Origin of the sequence: Microbacterium sp. KKR3/1 (assembly GCF_021272365.1) — a bacterium.
GTDB classification, from domain to species: domain Bacteria; phylum Actinomycetota; class Actinomycetes; order Actinomycetales; family Microbacteriaceae; genus Microbacterium; species Microbacterium aurugineum.
The window spans coordinates 767,313-781,274 of sequence record NZ_JAJSDW010000001.1; the positions used below are offsets into that span (position 1 = coordinate 767,313).

14 protein-coding genes are annotated in these 13,962 nt (G+C 69.0%); 8 read left to right on the forward strand and 6 right to left on the reverse strand.

Features of this window, described 5'->3' with window-relative positions:
- Nucleotides 1-26: 26 nt before the first annotated feature.
- Genes LVJ59_RS03740 through LVJ59_RS03750 form a run of 3 tightly spaced genes read left to right on the forward strand, consistent with a single transcriptional unit; the run spans nucleotide 27 to nucleotide 2,026 of the window.
- Nucleotides 27-929: a hypothetical protein gene (locus LVJ59_RS03740; RefSeq protein ID WP_232762041.1), complete on the forward strand. Its 903-nt coding sequence runs from the start codon at nucleotides 27-29 to the stop codon at nucleotides 927-929.
- A complete protein-coding gene (locus LVJ59_RS03745) occupies nucleotides 926-1,276 on the forward strand; it encodes a GntR family transcriptional regulator (RefSeq protein WP_232762042.1) in 351 nt (116 codons plus the stop codon). Before LVJ59_RS03740 ends, LVJ59_RS03745 begins: the two co-directional genes overlap by 4 nt.
- Nucleotides 1,277-1,333: 57 nt before the next feature.
- Complete coding sequence (locus tag LVJ59_RS03750; protein WP_232762043.1) at nucleotides 1,334-2,026, forward strand: hypothetical protein; 693 nt, start codon at nucleotides 1,334-1,336, stop codon at nucleotides 2,024-2,026.
- Nucleotides 2,027-2,028: 2 nt separating this feature from the next.
- Here the strand turns inward: LVJ59_RS03750 and LVJ59_RS03755 are convergent, their stop codons facing one another.
- From LVJ59_RS03755 to ispG, 3 genes are read right to left on the reverse strand one after another with little or no spacing between them, the layout of a single operon-like run.
- Complete coding sequence (locus LVJ59_RS03755) at nucleotides 2,029-2,895, reverse strand: hypothetical protein (RefSeq protein WP_232762044.1); 867 nt, start codon at nucleotides 2,893-2,895, stop codon at nucleotides 2,029-2,031.
- A gap of 59 nt (nucleotides 2,896-2,954) precedes the next feature.
- Nucleotides 2,955-3,287, reverse strand: a complete 333-nt coding sequence (locus LVJ59_RS03760; protein ID WP_232762045.1) for a nuclear transport factor 2 family protein — start codon at nucleotides 3,285-3,287, stop codon at nucleotides 2,955-2,957.
- Nucleotides 3,288-3,305: 18 nt separating this feature from the next.
- Nucleotides 3,306-4,436, reverse strand: a complete 1,131-nt coding sequence (gene ispG / locus LVJ59_RS03765) for a flavodoxin-dependent (E)-4-hydroxy-3-methylbut-2-enyl-diphosphate synthase (RefSeq protein ID WP_047522577.1) — start codon at nucleotides 4,434-4,436, stop codon at nucleotides 3,306-3,308.
- An 81-nt stretch (nucleotides 4,437-4,517) separates the two neighbouring features.
- Between ispG and LVJ59_RS03770 the strand changes: the two genes are divergently transcribed.
- The gene (locus tag LVJ59_RS03770; RefSeq protein WP_232762046.1) at nucleotides 4,518-5,144 is read left to right on the forward strand and encodes a pyroglutamyl-peptidase I; all 627 of its coding nucleotides are present in this window, start codon (nucleotides 4,518-4,520) and stop codon (nucleotides 5,142-5,144) included.
- Between the two features lie 171 nt (nucleotides 5,145-5,315).
- Nucleotides 5,316-7,199 carry a chorismate-binding protein gene (locus LVJ59_RS03775; protein WP_232762047.1) on the forward strand — a complete coding sequence of 628 codons (1,884 nt, stop codon included), beginning with the start codon at nucleotides 5,316-5,318 and terminating at the stop codon, nucleotides 7,197-7,199.
- 81 nt (nucleotides 7,200-7,280) lie between these two features.
- Here the strand turns inward: LVJ59_RS03775 and LVJ59_RS03780 are convergent, their stop codons facing one another.
- Nucleotides 7,281-8,594, reverse strand: a complete 1,314-nt coding sequence (locus LVJ59_RS03780; protein WP_134353544.1) for an RIP metalloprotease — start codon at nucleotides 8,592-8,594, stop codon at nucleotides 7,281-7,283.
- 65 nt (nucleotides 8,595-8,659) lie between these two features.
- On the opposite strand from LVJ59_RS03780, the gene LVJ59_RS03785 reads away from it, so the two are divergent.
- The 3 genes from LVJ59_RS03785 (at nucleotide 8,660) to LVJ59_RS03795 (ending at nucleotide 11,768) form a co-directional block, all read left to right on the forward strand.
- Complete coding sequence (locus tag LVJ59_RS03785) at nucleotides 8,660-9,244, forward strand: hypothetical protein (protein WP_232762048.1); 585 nt, start codon at nucleotides 8,660-8,662, stop codon at nucleotides 9,242-9,244.
- A 110-nt stretch (nucleotides 9,245-9,354) separates the two neighbouring features.
- A complete protein-coding gene (locus LVJ59_RS03790; RefSeq protein WP_232762049.1) occupies nucleotides 9,355-10,050 on the forward strand; it encodes a YcnI family protein in 696 nt (231 codons plus the stop codon).
- A 95-nt stretch (nucleotides 10,051-10,145) separates the two neighbouring features.
- A complete protein-coding gene (locus LVJ59_RS03795) occupies nucleotides 10,146-11,768 on the forward strand; it encodes a Mur ligase family protein (RefSeq protein ID WP_232762050.1) in 1,623 nt (540 codons plus the stop codon).
- A gap of 37 nt (nucleotides 11,769-11,805) precedes the next feature.
- Here LVJ59_RS03795 and dxr read toward each other — a convergent pair whose 3' ends face one another.
- Nucleotides 11,806-12,888 (reverse strand): 1-deoxy-D-xylulose-5-phosphate reductoisomerase, encoded by a 1,083-nt coding sequence (gene dxr, locus LVJ59_RS03800; RefSeq protein ID WP_232762051.1) that lies wholly within the window; start codon nucleotides 12,886-12,888, stop codon nucleotides 11,806-11,808.
- A 37-nt stretch (nucleotides 12,889-12,925) separates the two neighbouring features.
- A complete protein-coding gene (locus LVJ59_RS03805) occupies nucleotides 12,926-13,912 on the reverse strand; it encodes an FKBP-type peptidyl-prolyl cis-trans isomerase (RefSeq protein ID WP_232762052.1) in 987 nt (328 codons plus the stop codon).
- Nucleotides 13,913-13,962 lie beyond the last annotated feature (50 nt).

Here is a 13,962-nt window from a genome sequence, read left to right on the forward strand (position 1 = left end):
GCGATGACACACTGACGGAGGCGACGATGATACTGTTCCTGCTTCTCATCTGGGGGCCCAGCGTGCTCGGCGCAGTGATCGCGCTCGCCCTCCGGCTGACCCTCCTGCGCGGAGCCCCACGGCTCTCAACCAGAGATGCGGTGATCACCGCGGTCGCGGGTGGAGTGCCGGTGATCGTATTCCTCGCTCCCCTCGCCGGAGATTTCGGTTTCGGCCCCCAGCTCTGGTGGGACCTCGGGAGCCGGACGGCACTTCCGTTGATACTGGGTATCGTCAGCGTGATCCTGCTCTGCTTCCCCTCGCGGTCGACGCAGATGGACGCCTCGGCGCAGCTCGTCCCGCGTACGGTCCGGACGTTCCTCCGCCCGAGACAGCCCATCCTCCTCGGGGGCCTCGCAACCGTCGCCGTCGCGCTCGCTCTTGCCGCCGGAGCCGCATCGGAGACGAATGAGCGGGGAGAGTACACACGATTCTCGATCACCCTGGGGTCCTCGGGCACTTCGGCCTCGACCGGCATCTACGGCTGGCACTACTCGCTGCCGTCGCTGGCGCTGCTCGGCGTGCTCCTCCTCGCCACCGCGATCGGCTGGCTCCTGATCCCGCGTCCTGCCTGGAGCTACGACATCGACCGCGACACCGCGATCCGGCGACTACGTGCCGCCAACATCGCCCGGATCGCGTGCGGGGCCGTACTGCTCCATCTCGCCGTGGTGTTCAGCTCGCTGCGAGGCACCGCATCGATGATGCTGTCGGCACAGGCGGGCCCTCTCGGCATGGTGTCCCTCGGCACCCCGTTCGCCGCGATGGAGCCCGCACTGTTCGTTGCATGGGCCCTCTCCACCACGGCAGGGATCGCGCTCTGGCTGCTCACTGCCCTCAGTGGTGTGCCGATGGGCGCTCGGACACCGAGTCAGGTGCGCACGTCATGATCATCACGATCCGCCGTGATACCGGAGAGTCGCCTGCAGAACAGGTCCACGATCAGATCCGAGGGTTGATCACGACCGGCCGGCTCCTCGCCGGCGACCGCCTTCCGTCCGTGCGTCAACTCGCCTCGGACCTGTCGATCGCCCCCGGAACCGTGGCCAAGGCGTATCGCCTGCTCGAGGAAGACGGGCTCGCGACCTCACGAATCGGCTCCGGCACGCGGGTGAGCGACTCGGCCAGCCCCGTCGCGGGCGGCATCGCCGATGCCGCCCACGCGCTCGCCACCGTCGCCCGGGCGGAGGGCCTCACGCTCGCAGACACGCAGCGGGTCCTCCGCGCGATCTGGTGACCGCTCGCCGAGGCGAGGCCACCGGGCGCGAACGACATCGGCGGATACTCTGACGGCATGGATCATGCCGAACGCGCCGAGCGGTTCATCGCCGGAACCTACCCCCGCGCGCGGATCGCGATCGTCGCCGGGAGCACAGCACGTGAGGAGCGCACGGCAACCAGCGACACCGATCTCCTCCTCATCGGCGATCTGCTCTTCGACGACCCGACGCAGTCGAGCGAGGCGGCCACCCACGAGTTCGAAGGAGAGATCTTCGAGGTGTTCGCCTACACTCCGGACGGCTTCGCCGAGTGGGCGGATCGCGGTCTCGACAACCACCGCCCCGTCATTGTCCACATGCTCGTGGAAGGAATGCCGATCCGGGATGACGGGTCGCTGGATGAGTTCCGTGCGCACTGGAGCAGACTCCTGGCCGCAGGGCCGACGCTCACCGCTGAAGAGTCCGCATTCCGTCGTTACGTGATCACCGACCTCCTCGATGACCTCCACGACGCGGAGGATCCCCTGGAACAACGGGTCGTGGCGAACCTGCTGTTCGAACGCATCGCAGAATTGATGCTCCTGTCCGAGGGCCACTGGGTCGCGACGGGAAAATGGCTTCCCCGTCGACTGCGTTCCCTGAGCCCCGAGCGCGCCGGCCTTCTGGGCGACCCGCTGCTCGCCGGAGACATCGTGCTCTTCGCCGCACGCGTCGAGACCGAACTGCGGCGAGCGGGTGGCCGCGTTCAGGCGGGATTCGTCCGCTGAGGTCAGACCGCCGGGGTCGCGGTCGTGGTCATCACCAGGAGCTGCGGGTCGCTCAGATCGAGCTCGACCACAATCGCGGAGAACTCCGTGAGACTGTCGACATGGGTGCCGCCGCAGAGGATCGCCGCGTGGCCCTCCGGCAGGTCGCAGTGCCACCGTCGGCGGTCGACGATCGTGGGCCCCTCCGTCCGGATGAAGCTCGCTGCGCCCGACGCCACCCACGCGGCGAGCCGGCTGTTGATCTGCTCCTCACGATCGGCGAGCGTCGCGGCGAAGGTCTCGGTGTCGAATCCAGCTCTGCGCAAGCTCTTGCCGAGACGGTACTCGTCGACGGCGCCGTTCTCGTGGATACGGCTGGACTGGTTCGCACGGCCTTCGAAGTCGGGATTCCCGAGCGCATCCGCTCCCGGGTCCTTACGCCACAGGTCGGAGACGGCGAGGTCGAGCGCGAGGGAGGCCAGGTGGCAGGCCGTGTGACCACGACTGAGTCCGGCTCTGCGCGTCTCGTCGACGGACAGGCGGACGCGGGCGCCCTCCACCAGCCCGTCGGGCACCTCGGCGTCGATACGGTGCCCGACCAGCCACGTCCACCCCTCCGCGCCACGCTTGACGGGGATGTCGCTGCCCACGGCGAAGGCACCCTCCGCGGAGGCAGCGGCCATCACGGCCTCCGCGACCGGGAGAACCTGCCCGCCCGACGTGATCGTTCCGCTGTCGCCCGGCTGATCCGGCCAGGTGTGGTCGACGGGGTGGAAAGGAGTCGCGTCGACCACGACCACCGTTCCGTGCGGGCCCTGCTCGACGCGGGTGACGACGCCGTCACCGTCTACGGCGCCTTCGGCGAAGGTCACGATGGTGGGCGTCGACATGGATCTCCTCAGATTCGACGGTGCGGCCGGAGTGCGGTCGGCGGCCTGCGGCGGCGGGGTCAGTGCGACGGCGGGATGGTGAAGCTGGCCAGCTTGTCGCCCTCGATCACGAAGATCCCCTCGGACTCGCCGTTGAAGACCCTGCTCGACCAGGCGAAGCGGATGCGTGTCGTGTCGCCGTCCGTCGTCGCCGAGAGCACCGTCATCTGCGCGCCCGCTCCGATCGCGTCGCTGTCCGCCCACCCGCGCACGCCGTCGGGGCCGGCCTTGACGGTGCCCCAATCATCGACGAATCCTGCCGGTGTGAACGCGCGGACGAATGCTTCCGTATCCGCGGCATTGATCGCATCGACCATCGCCTGAACGGGGGCGGGAAGAGCGGCTTCGGACATGTTCGTGCTCCTCAGGACTCAGGCAGTGACGACCTGCGCGGTGCCGAGGGGCGCTTCCGGGCCCATCTCGGCGGCGATCCGGGTGGCCTCTTCGATCAGGGTCGCGACGATCTCCGCCTCCGGCACGGTCTTGATGACCTCGCCCTTGACGAAGATCTGACCCTTGCCGTTGCCCGATGCCACGCCGAGGTCGGCTTCACGGGCCTCGCCCGGACCGTTGACGACACAGCCCATGACGGCGACGCGCAACGGCACCGTCATGTCCTTGAGCCCCTCGGTGACGTTCTCGGCGAGTGTGTAGACGTCGACCTGAGCGCGCCCGCACGACGGGCACGAGACGATCTCGAGCTTGCGTTCACGGAGGTTGAGCGACTGCAGGATCTGGTGCCCGACCTTCACCTCTTCCGCGGGCGGCGCCGAGAGGGAGACGCGAATGGTGTCGCCGATCCCCTCGCCGAGCAGGATGCCGAATGCCGTGGCGCTCTTGATCGTGCCCTGGAACGCCGGCCCCGCCTCGGTCACCCCGAGGTGCAAGGGCCAGTCGCCGCGCTCGGCGAGCTGACGGTAGGCCTTGACCATGACGATGGGATCGTTGTGCTTGACGGAGATCTTGAAGTCGTGGAAGTCGTGCTCCTCGAACAGCGACGCCTCCCAGACGGCGCTCTCGACCAGAGCCTCGGCCGTCGCCTTGCCGTACTTGGTGAGGATGCGACGGTCCAACGATCCGGCATTGACGCCGATGCGCAGCGAGACGCCGGCGGCCTTGGCTGCCTCGGCGATCTTGCCGACGTTGCCGTCGAACTCCCGGATGTTGCCGGGATTGACGCGGACGGCCCCGCACCCCGCATCGATGGCCGTGTAGATGTAGCGCGGCTGGAAGTGGATGTCGGCGATCACGGGGATCTGGCTCTTCATCGCGATGATCTTGAGCGCATCGGCATCGTCCTGATGCGGCACGGCGACGCGCACGATCTCGCAACCGGACGCCGTGAGCTCGGCGATCTGCTGAAGGGTCCCGTTGATGTCGGTGGTCTTCGTGGTCGTCATCGACTGCACACTGACGGGAGCGTCGCCGCCCACGAGCACCTTGCCCACTTTGATCTGCCGAGACTTCCGGCGCGGGGCGAGGACTTCGGGGATCTTCGGCATTCCGAGGTTCACTGCTGGCACCCCACCAGCCTACGCCGCCCGGATGCGAGAGGGCTGGACGGACGCACCTACGCTGGTCGCATGGCGGTCATCCTCCTCACCGGCTTCGAGCCCTTCGACGGCGCCGCCCGCAACCCCTCGGCGGACGCCGTCCGCGCGGTGGCGGCAGACTACGACGGCCCGCACGATCTCGTCATCGCGACGCTGCCCGTTGCCTTCGACCCCTCGGCGCTCCGCCTTCGTGACCTGATCGCGACGCACTCCCCCGATGCCGTGATCGCCACCGGGCTCGCCGGAGGCAGCCAGCGGATCGCCGTCGAGCGCATCGGCGTGAACCTGATCGACGCACGGATCCCCGACAACGACGGCGCGCAGCCGTTCGATGCTCCCAGCGAGATCGGCGGCCCCGCCGCTCGCTTCGCCAGCCTCCCGACCAAGCGTCTGTTCCAGGTGCTGATCGAGGAGGGGCTGCCTGCACACCTCTCGCTGTCGGCGGGGACCTACGTCTGCAATCACGTGCTCTACACAGCCCTCGGCGCTGTTCGGGCGGACGCGCGAGCCGGATTCGTGCATCTGCCCTGGTCCACCAGCACCGCACCGGCCGGCGCAGCGCACCTCGCCGACAAGGATCTCGCACGCGCCGTGCGCCTCGTCGTCGATCACGCCCTCGATGCCGAGGTGACCCAGCCCGGCGGCAGTCTCTGGTGAGGCCCTGCCGCTCAGACGGGCACGGGCGATGTGGTAGTTTCAGGCCCATGCTCGCGAACTTCACCTGGTGGCCCGCCTTCTAGGCGGTGTGTTCGCGTTCCCACGAATCCAGACCGCCTCCGGGGCGGTCTTTTCGTTGCGCCGAGCCGGAGCACTGCACAGGAGACATCGATGACCCTCTCACGACTCACCGAGCTCAGCGCCGACCCGACGGCATCCTTCGTGCTGATCGCCCGCGACGGTGCCGACACCGTCGAGCTGCTCAGCGGCGACGTGGTCGATGTCGACCTGCTCGCCGACATCCCGCTCATGCTCGACGGCACCCCGCGCGAGATCTTCGCCCTGGTCCCCTACCGCCAGGTGCGCGAGCGTGGTTTCGTCGCACAGGACGACGGCGCACCGCTGCGGTGCGTGATCGTCGACGAGCACCTCCACCTTCCGACTCCCGTTCTCCTCGAGCAGCTCCCGAACACTCCGGTGCCTCTCCGCGACGACGGCTTCGACATCGCGGACGACGAGTATGCGGCCATCGTGGAGAAGGTCATCGCAGACGAGATCGGGCGCGGCGAAGGCGCGAACTTCGTGATCCGCCGCGACTTCACCGCGAACATCGATGTCGACGACCGCACCGCGGCGCTCACCTGGTTCCGCGCCCTGCTCACGCATGAGCGCGGCGCGTACTGGACGTTCGCCGTCTTCACGCCGGGGCACATCGCGGTCGGCGCGAGCCCGGAAGCACACGTCGTCGCGCGTGAGGGCGTCGTCACGATGAACCCGATCTCCGGAACGTTCCGCCACCCTGCAGGGGGCGCGACCAAGGACACGCTGATCGATTTCCTCGCCTCCGCCAAGGAGACCGAGGAGCTGTTCATGGTCGTGGACGAGGAGCTCAAGATGATGAGCGCGGTCTGCTCCGACGGCGGGCACATCACCGGCCCGCACCTCAAGGAGATGTCGCGGCTCACGCACACCGAGTACATGCTTCGCGGACGCAGCGCCCTCGACCCGCGCGACATCCTGCGGGAGACGATGTTCGCACCGACGGTCACCGGATCACCCATGCAGAACGCCTGCGCTGTGATCCGCCGTCATGAGCGCCAGCCGCGAGGCTACTACTCCGGCGTGGCCGCACTGTTCACCCCGAGCGCGGACGGCGGACATGACCTGGATGCCCCCATCCTCATCCGCACCGTGTACCTCCAGGACGGCACGCTGCGCGTTCCCGTCGGTGCGACACTGGTCCGCCACTCCGATCCTCTGGGCGAGGTGTCCGAGACGCACGGCAAGGCGGCCGGCGTGCTCGGCGCGATCGGTGCGATCGATCGCGATCGTGTGGCGGAGGCCCGGAGCGATGCCGATGCGCCGGGTGGGGAACGCGCCCTCGCCGATGACCCGGCGATCGCCGCACTGCTGTCTTCGCGCAACGCGCGCCTGGCCGAGTTCTGGCTCAACCCGCAGGGCGAGGACTTCACCGGACCTTTCGCGGGGCACACGGCTGTCGTCGTCGACGCCGAGGATCGCTTCACGACGATGCTCGCCCACCAATTGCGACACCTCGGGCTCACCGTGACGATTGCGCCCTGGGACGAGGTGACGGACGCCGACATCGACACCACGGATCTCGTCGTCGCCGGCCCCGGCCCCGGCGACCCGCGGGACGCCACGAGCACTCGCATCTCGCGGATGCGCGAGATCGTGGGACGCCGCCTCGATGCCGAAGCTCCGCTGCTCGCGGTCTGCCTCAGCCATCAGATCCTCGCCGACCGGCTGGGCATCGCGCTGACGCCGCTCGCTGCGCCGCACCAAGGCCTGCAGAAGGCGGTCCCGGTGTTCGGAGAGGACGCATCGATCGGCTTCTACAACACGTTCACGGCGCGAGTGACACCGGGGACGACGACCGTCGCATCGGCCGAGGTGTCCGCAGACGACGCGTCGGGCGACGTCTACGCCCTGCGCGGCGCGCACTTCGCCTCGGTGCAGGGACATCTCGAATCGATCCTGTCGCGCGACGGCATCCACACCCTCGAACGCCTCGTCTCCCACGCCCTCAGCTGAGCGGAAGCCCAGTCGGATTCCGATGCGGTCGCCGCTCGAACCGGCTGCGACTCAGCACCGCCGTCGACGATCATCTCTGCGTCAACCGAGAAGATTCACCGGATTGAAGAGATCGGCGATCAGGAGCAGTGCGCCCATCGCGATCAGCAGGACCGCGACCACCACGGTCAGCGGCACCAGCTTGGTCGCGTCGACCGGTGCAGGAGGGGGCCGCCGGAAGAGCTTCGCCCAGGCCCGCTTGATCCCATCCCACAGGGCGACCACGATGTGCCCTCCGTCGAGCGGGAGCAACGGGATGAGGTTGAACACGAACAGGGCGACGTTGAGCGAACCGAGCAGTCCGAGCAGGATCGCGAAGCGATTGAGGACGGGGGCATCCGTCGCCGCGACCTCACCCGCCAGGCGCCCGACACCGACCACGCTCAGGGGGCCGTTCGGATCCCGCTCACCCCCGGTCACCAGGGAGACGCCGATGTCCCAGAGACGCACGGGGAGCGTGACGAGCAACGAGCCGACCCTGGCGACATTCTCGGCCGCCATCTGCGGTCCCGCACTCAGCGGCTGCTGCACGTATCCCATCTGCGATCCCATGCCGACATAGCCGACCTCCTTGACGACGGGATCACCGGCGTCGTCCAGGATGGGCTGGCCCGAGGCATCCGTGATCGTGCGCTCGGCGGCCACCGGGGTGATGCTCAGGCTCTGCTCGGTGCCGTCTCGCAGGACCACCAGGTCGAGCGTCTCACCGGGCGCCGCCTGCACGATCGCCGTCGCCTCCGCGAAGTCCGACACCGGCTGGCCGTCGACGGAGACGAGCACGTCCCCCGGCTTGATCCCGGCTTCCGCAGCGGGCGACTTCGGGTCGTCCGCGGTGCACTCGGTCTGGGTGGATCCTGCGGGGACGACGCACTCGGTGACCGAAGCGATCGTCGTCGTCCCTTGCTGGACGCCGATACCGGACACCAGCACCGTGAAGATGACGGTCGCCAGGATCAGGTTCATCAGCGGGCCGCCGAACATCACGATGACACGCTTCCACACGGGCAGACGGTAGAAGACTCGGTCCTCTGCGCCTTCCGCGATGGTCTCGTCGTTGGCGGAGCGCGCGTCCTGGATCAACGACCGGAACACGCCGGATGCGGGACCGGTGCTCTTCGACGGCGGGTACATCCCGGACATCGAGATGAAGCCACCGAGCGGCAGCGCCTTGAACCCGTACTCGGTCTCCCCGATCCGCTTCGACCACAGACGCGGCCCGAAGCCGATCATGTACTGGCCGACGCGCACGCCGAAGAGCTTCGCGGGGACGAGATGGCCGACCTCATGCAGGCCGATCGACAGGCCGAGGCCGATCAGCATGAAGAGGATGCCGCCCAGATAGAGCAGGAATTCCACGTGCCAACGCTACTGCCCCGAGCTAGGAATCCGCCCGGCACGCTCGTCCCGGCTAGGCTGTGAGCGTGAATGCCCGGCAGCTGCGACTCGTACGCGCCGCCGCCGTCTCCTCCATCGCGACGCTGCTCGCCGGTGTCTCCCACACGCTCGGCGGAGGTTCCGCCCCTCATCCGCTGCTGATCCTCGCAGTCGCCACACTCGTCACGCCGCTTTCCGCACTGCTCATCGGTGCCCGCCCCTCGCGTGGCCGGGTCGCGGTCACCGTCCTTCTCGCACAGGCGGCCTTCCACGTGCTGTTCCAGGTGCTGGGCTCCCCGGTCGCGACATCGTCACCCGGCGGGCTCGGCCACGTGCACCACCTCGATCTCGCGCTGCTCGCCTCCACACCGTCCGCATCGGCCGCCGGTGCCCCCATGCTCGTCGCCCACGTCGTCGCCGCCGTCCTCACCATGCTCCTGATCTGGCACGGCGAAGCGGTCGTGCGAGCGGTGGCCCGTTGGGTCGAGGCCCTTCTCCGGCGTTCCGTCACGACCACCCCGACCGACCACCGCAGGCCGCCCAGACTGCGTTCCCTCGATCTTCCTGTCCTCGAAGTCGCTTTCGCGGCCGCCGTGACGCGACGGGGTCCACCCGCGCTCATCCGCGACTGATCCGCACCGATCCGTCGCACGGAGTCCGCTGCTCGTTCCCGAGCGGCCTCACCCTTTCGCGGATTCGCGCCGTCCGGCGCGCCCGCACATCGAGCACCAGGAGATACATCATGTCCCGCAACACCCCCTCTCGCACGCGCCGCACCGTCCTCGCCACCACCGGCCTCCTCAGCGGTGCGCTCCTCGCCCTCGCGGTTCCCGCCATGGCCAGCGCCCATGTGGGCGTCAGCCCCGATGAACTCGTCGCCGGAGACCACGGCGTCCTGACCTTCTCGTTCTCGCACGGCTGCGAGAATTCGCCGACCACCGCCCTGCGCATCACGATGCCCGAGGGTCTCGCCTCCGTCGCGCCGACGATGGACGGCGACTGGAACATCGGAGTGGAGCGCGGCGACGACGGACTCGTCAGCGCGGTGACCTACACCGCTGTCACACCGGTGCCGAACGACCTCCGCGGTGCGGTGAGCATGTCGGTCGGGCTCGACGAGAGCACCCCCGACACTCTGGCGTTCCCCGTCGTGCAGGAGTGCGTCGAGGGGTCGACCGAGTGGACGCAGCTCGCCGAGAACGGGGAGGACCCGCACAGTCTCGATGCACCGGCGCCGGTCGTGGTCGTCACGGAGGCCGCAACCTCGGGTCACGGTGACCACGAGGGTGCCGATGACCACGAGGCTGCTGAGACGACGGAGGAGGGCACCCAGGCCGCTGCGAGTGACCCCGTGGGCATCGCCCTCGGCGCCGGCGGGCTCGCGGCCGGTGTCGCGGCTCTCGTCGTCGCGGTCCTCGCCTTCCGCCGAAAGGCCTGACGCCGCGCACGACTCCTCGCGCGCCGTGTTCCGGGCGTGCGGGGAGTCGTGCCGCAGGAGGGTTCGCCGCGCCGTCATGAGATCATGGATGCGACATGTCGATTGAACAACAACCGAGCCTGCCTCCCGTGCTCCGCCCCGCGAACCCGCCCCGGCGTGAGCTGTCCGAACTCGCTTCCCGTTTCGCCCGTTCCGTACGCGGCGACATCGACGGGATCACCCTCTCCGGCATCACCTTGGCCACGGCGGACCTCCGTCCGGGTGAGGCCTTCGTGGCGATTCAGGGGGTCAACCGCCACGGCGCGGACTTCGCGCTCGCCGCTGCCGAGAAGGGCGCCGTGGCCGTCATCACGGACGAGCCGGGAGCGGCCATCGCGGAGTCCGCAGGGCTGCCGATCATCGTGGTCGACGACCCCCGCGCCGTCCTCGGCGACCTGAGCGCCTGGGTGTACGGCACGGGCGCCGATGATCCGTTGCCGTTGCTGTTCGCGACGACGGGGACCAACGGGAAGACCAGCGTCTCGCACCTCCTCGAGGGGATCCTCGACCAGCTCGGGGTCGTGACCGGGCTCTCCTCCACGGCAGAGCGCCACATCGCCGGGGAGGTCATCGTCTCCCGACTGACGACGCCCGAGGCATCCGAGATGCATGCCCTCCTCGCCCTCATGCGAGAACGAGCGGTCGAAGCGGTGGCCGTCGAGGTCAGCGCTCAGGCACTGTCCCGGCACCGCGTCGACGGTCTCCGTTTCGACGTCGCCGGCTTCACCAACCTCAGCCATGATCACCTCGACGACTACGCCGACATGGAGGAGTACTTCGAGGCCAAGCTGCCGCTGTTCCGACCCGACCGTGCGAAACGCGGTGTCATCTGCCTCGACTCGCCGTCCGGGGCGGTCGTGGTCGAACGCGCCGAGATCCCCGTGGTGACCGTCGGAACACCGTCGATCGCAGCCGACCCCGTTGCGGCCTCCGCAGCGGACTGGGTCGTCGTGATCGACGACGAGCGAGCGGCCGGCACCACGTTCACCATGACCGGACCCTCCGGTTCACTCACGACGACGGTCCCCGTCATCGGTCCGCACATGGCCGCCAACGCCGCGCTCGCGATCGTCATGCTCCTGGAGGGCGGCTACGCGTGGGACCGCATCGTCACGGCGCTCGCTCAGCACGATGGCATCCGCGCCTACCTCCCCGGCCGCACACAACTCGTGTCCGGCGAGCGGGGTCCCGCCGTGTTCGTCGACTTCGGGCACTCCCCCGACGCGTTCGAGAAGACGCTCGCCGCCGTCCGTCGGGTGACACCGGGCCGAGTGCTGATGCTGTTCGGCGCCGACGGAGACCGCGATGCGAGCAAGCGGTTCGACATGGCACGCACGGCGGTCGAAGGCAGCGACATCCTCGTGGTGACCGATCACCATCCGCGGTTCGAGGATCCGGCATCCATCCGCGCGACGCTCATCGCCGGCGCGCGACAGGCACGGCCCGACGCGGAGATCCACGAAGCCTCACCGCCCGAGAACGCGATCATCACCGCTGTCGGACTGGTCGGCGACGGCGACGCGATCCTCTGGGCCGGCCCCGGCCACCAGGACTACCGCGACATCCGCGGCGTCCGCACGCCCTACTCCGCCCGTGAACTCGCCCGTCGCGCATTGCGTGCGGCGGGATGGCCGGTTCCGGAGCCGCGCTGGCCCGTTCCCTACCCCGCCGAGGACTGACCTCGTCGGGGCGGCGCCGGTCGCTCCGACCCCGGGCTCAGCCCGCCGCGATGATCCGATCGGCCGTTTCGCGCGCCCAGGTCTCGGCCGCCGCGAGCGTCTCGACGGTCAAGGCGTCGGGAGCGTCATGAGCGTCGATGACTCGGGCGATCGTGTCGACGATACCGAGGAACGAGAGCCGTCCCTCGTGGAAGGCGTCGACGGCCTGTTCGTTGGCGGCGTTGTAGACCGCGGGGAACGTCCCGCCGGCGCGACCGACCGCCTTCGCCAGGGCGACGGAGGGAAAAGCCTCGCTGTCGAGTGGCTCGAACGTCCACGACGTCGCTTGCGTCCAATCCAACGGCCGTCCGACGCCCCCGACACGGTGCGGCCAATCCAGCCCCAGGGAGATGGGCAGGCGCATGTCAGGCGGTGACGCCTGCGCGATGGTCGAACCATCGACGAACTCGACCATCGAGTGCACGATCGACTGCGGATGCACGACGACCTCGATGTCGTCGTAGGCGACATCGAACAGCAGGTGCGCCTCGATCACCTCGAGCCCCTTGTTCACCAAGGTCGCCGAATTCGTCGTGACCATGCGCCCCATGTCCCAGGTCGGGTGCGCCAGAGCCTCGGCGGGGGTCACCTCGGTGAGTTCTGCGCGGGAGCGCCCTCGGAACGGGCCGCCGGATGCAGTCACCACGAGGCGCCGAACCTCGGCGTGGGTGCCGGCGAGCAGCGCCTGCGCCAACGCCGAGTGCTCGGAGTCGACCGGGACGATCTGCCCCGGCGCGGCAGCGGCCAGGACGAGGTCACCGCCGACGATCAAGGATTCCTTGTTCGCCAGCGCGAGAGTGCGCCCCGCGTGCAGCGCGGCCAGCGTCGAGCCGAGACCGATCGAACCCGTGATGGCGTTGAGAACGACGTCGGCCTCGACATCGCGCACGAGCTGCTCGGCGTCGACGGCTCCGAGCGCCGTGTGCTCGACGCGGAATTCCTCAGCCTGCGCGTCGAGCATCTCGCGGTTCGATCCTGCGGCGAGACCGACGAGTTCGAATCGCCGGGGGTTGGCGCGGATGACATCCAGCGCCTGGGTGCCGATGGAGCCGGTGGAGCCGAGGACGATGATGCGACGCATGACGCCAGCCTAGGACACGTCCTGGATACCGCCCCTGCTACTGCTGGACGGGCGTGGTGGCGAGGATGTCCACGACGAAGACGAGGCTCTCCTTCTGGAGCTCGTGACCTTCACTCGCGCCGTAGCCGTCGGACGGCGGCATCACGACGATGACCTGCGAGCCGACCTTCTGCCCTTCGAGAGCCTTCTGGAAGCCCGCGACGACGCCGGTGGTCTGGAACTGTGCCGGTGCAGCGTCGCGGCTCCAGCTCGAGTCGAACTCCTCACCGTCCGACCACTTGACGCCCAGATACTGCACGACGACGAGGTCGCCGGCTCCGACGGTCGGTCCGTCGCCCTGCGTGAGGACAGCGACCTTGGTCTCGGTCGGTGCGTCACCCTCGGGGATCTTGATCGAGGGCTTGCCGTCATCATCGAGCGTGACCGTCGGCATGCCGGGGGTCGGGTCGACGGGGGTTCCGGTGGCGATTTCGGGCAGCTGCTCGACGGCCTGTGCGTAGACGACCACGTTGTTCGCGCCCTCGCCCAGCGCACTGCCGGGCAGCGAGAGCACGACGCGTGAGCCGACCGGCTCGCACTCGAGAGCGGCGACGAAGAGCGAGGACTGGTTGGTGTCGAGGAGCACGGGCAGCACCCCACCCTCGCCGCGAGCGGAAGAATCGAGCACCTCGTTGGTCGTCGCATCCACGATCTGGTATTGGACCGAGACCAGGTCGTTGACGAGCACGTCGTCCCCCTCGCCCGCAGAGACGACCGTCCGCTCGACGCCCGCGAAAGCCGCGTCGGACGGGACGGTCACCTTCGTGTCGGCGCCCTCTCCCTCGACGACGACGGCATCCGAGGTCTCACCCGGCTGCGCGTCCAGAGCACACGTGCTCGAAGCCGACGGGTCGGGCGTGCCGGAGCTCGACGGCGCGGAACTGCCGGAACAGCCCGCCAGCAGCAGGGTCGCCGCGGCGACGGTGGACAGGACGATGAGCGGACGCTTGCGCACAGTGGGACCTCGGGATCGCGGGCGGGACACCCCATCCTCCCCCATACCCCTTTGCCCCGGCTGGGAGGCGCGGCGGAACT

Coding starts and splice junctions, on each gene's coding strand:
- LVJ59_RS03770 (WP_232762046.1), top strand. CDS start 4,518: ATGGCGGTCATCCTCCTCACCGGCTTCGAGCCCTTCGACGGCGCCGCC.
- dxr (WP_232762051.1), bottom strand. CDS start 12,888: ATGCGTCGCATCATCGTCCTCGGCTCCACCGGCTCCATCGGCACCCAG.
- LVJ59_RS03760 (WP_232762045.1), bottom strand. CDS start 3,287: ATGTCCGAAGCCGCTCTTCCCGCCCCCGTTCAGGCGATGGTCGATGCG.
- LVJ59_RS03790 (WP_232762049.1), top strand. CDS start 9,355: ATGTCCCGCAACACCCCCTCTCGCACGCGCCGCACCGTCCTCGCCACC.
- LVJ59_RS03755 (WP_232762044.1), bottom strand. CDS start 2,895: ATGTCGACGCCCACCATCGTGACCTTCGCCGAAGGCGCCGTAGACGGT.
- LVJ59_RS03745 (WP_232762042.1), top strand. CDS start 926: ATGATCATCACGATCCGCCGTGATACCGGAGAGTCGCCTGCAGAACAG.
- LVJ59_RS03775 (WP_232762047.1), top strand. CDS start 5,316: ATGACCCTCTCACGACTCACCGAGCTCAGCGCCGACCCGACGGCATCC.
- LVJ59_RS03795 (WP_232762050.1), top strand. CDS start 10,146: ATGTCGATTGAACAACAACCGAGCCTGCCTCCCGTGCTCCGCCCCGCG.
- ispG (WP_047522577.1), bottom strand. CDS start 4,436: ATGCCGAAGATCCCCGAAGTCCTCGCCCCGCGCCGGAAGTCTCGGCAG.
- LVJ59_RS03750 (WP_232762043.1), top strand. CDS start 1,334: ATGGATCATGCCGAACGCGCCGAGCGGTTCATCGCCGGAACCTACCCC.
- LVJ59_RS03740 (WP_232762041.1), top strand. CDS start 27: ATGATACTGTTCCTGCTTCTCATCTGGGGGCCCAGCGTGCTCGGCGCA.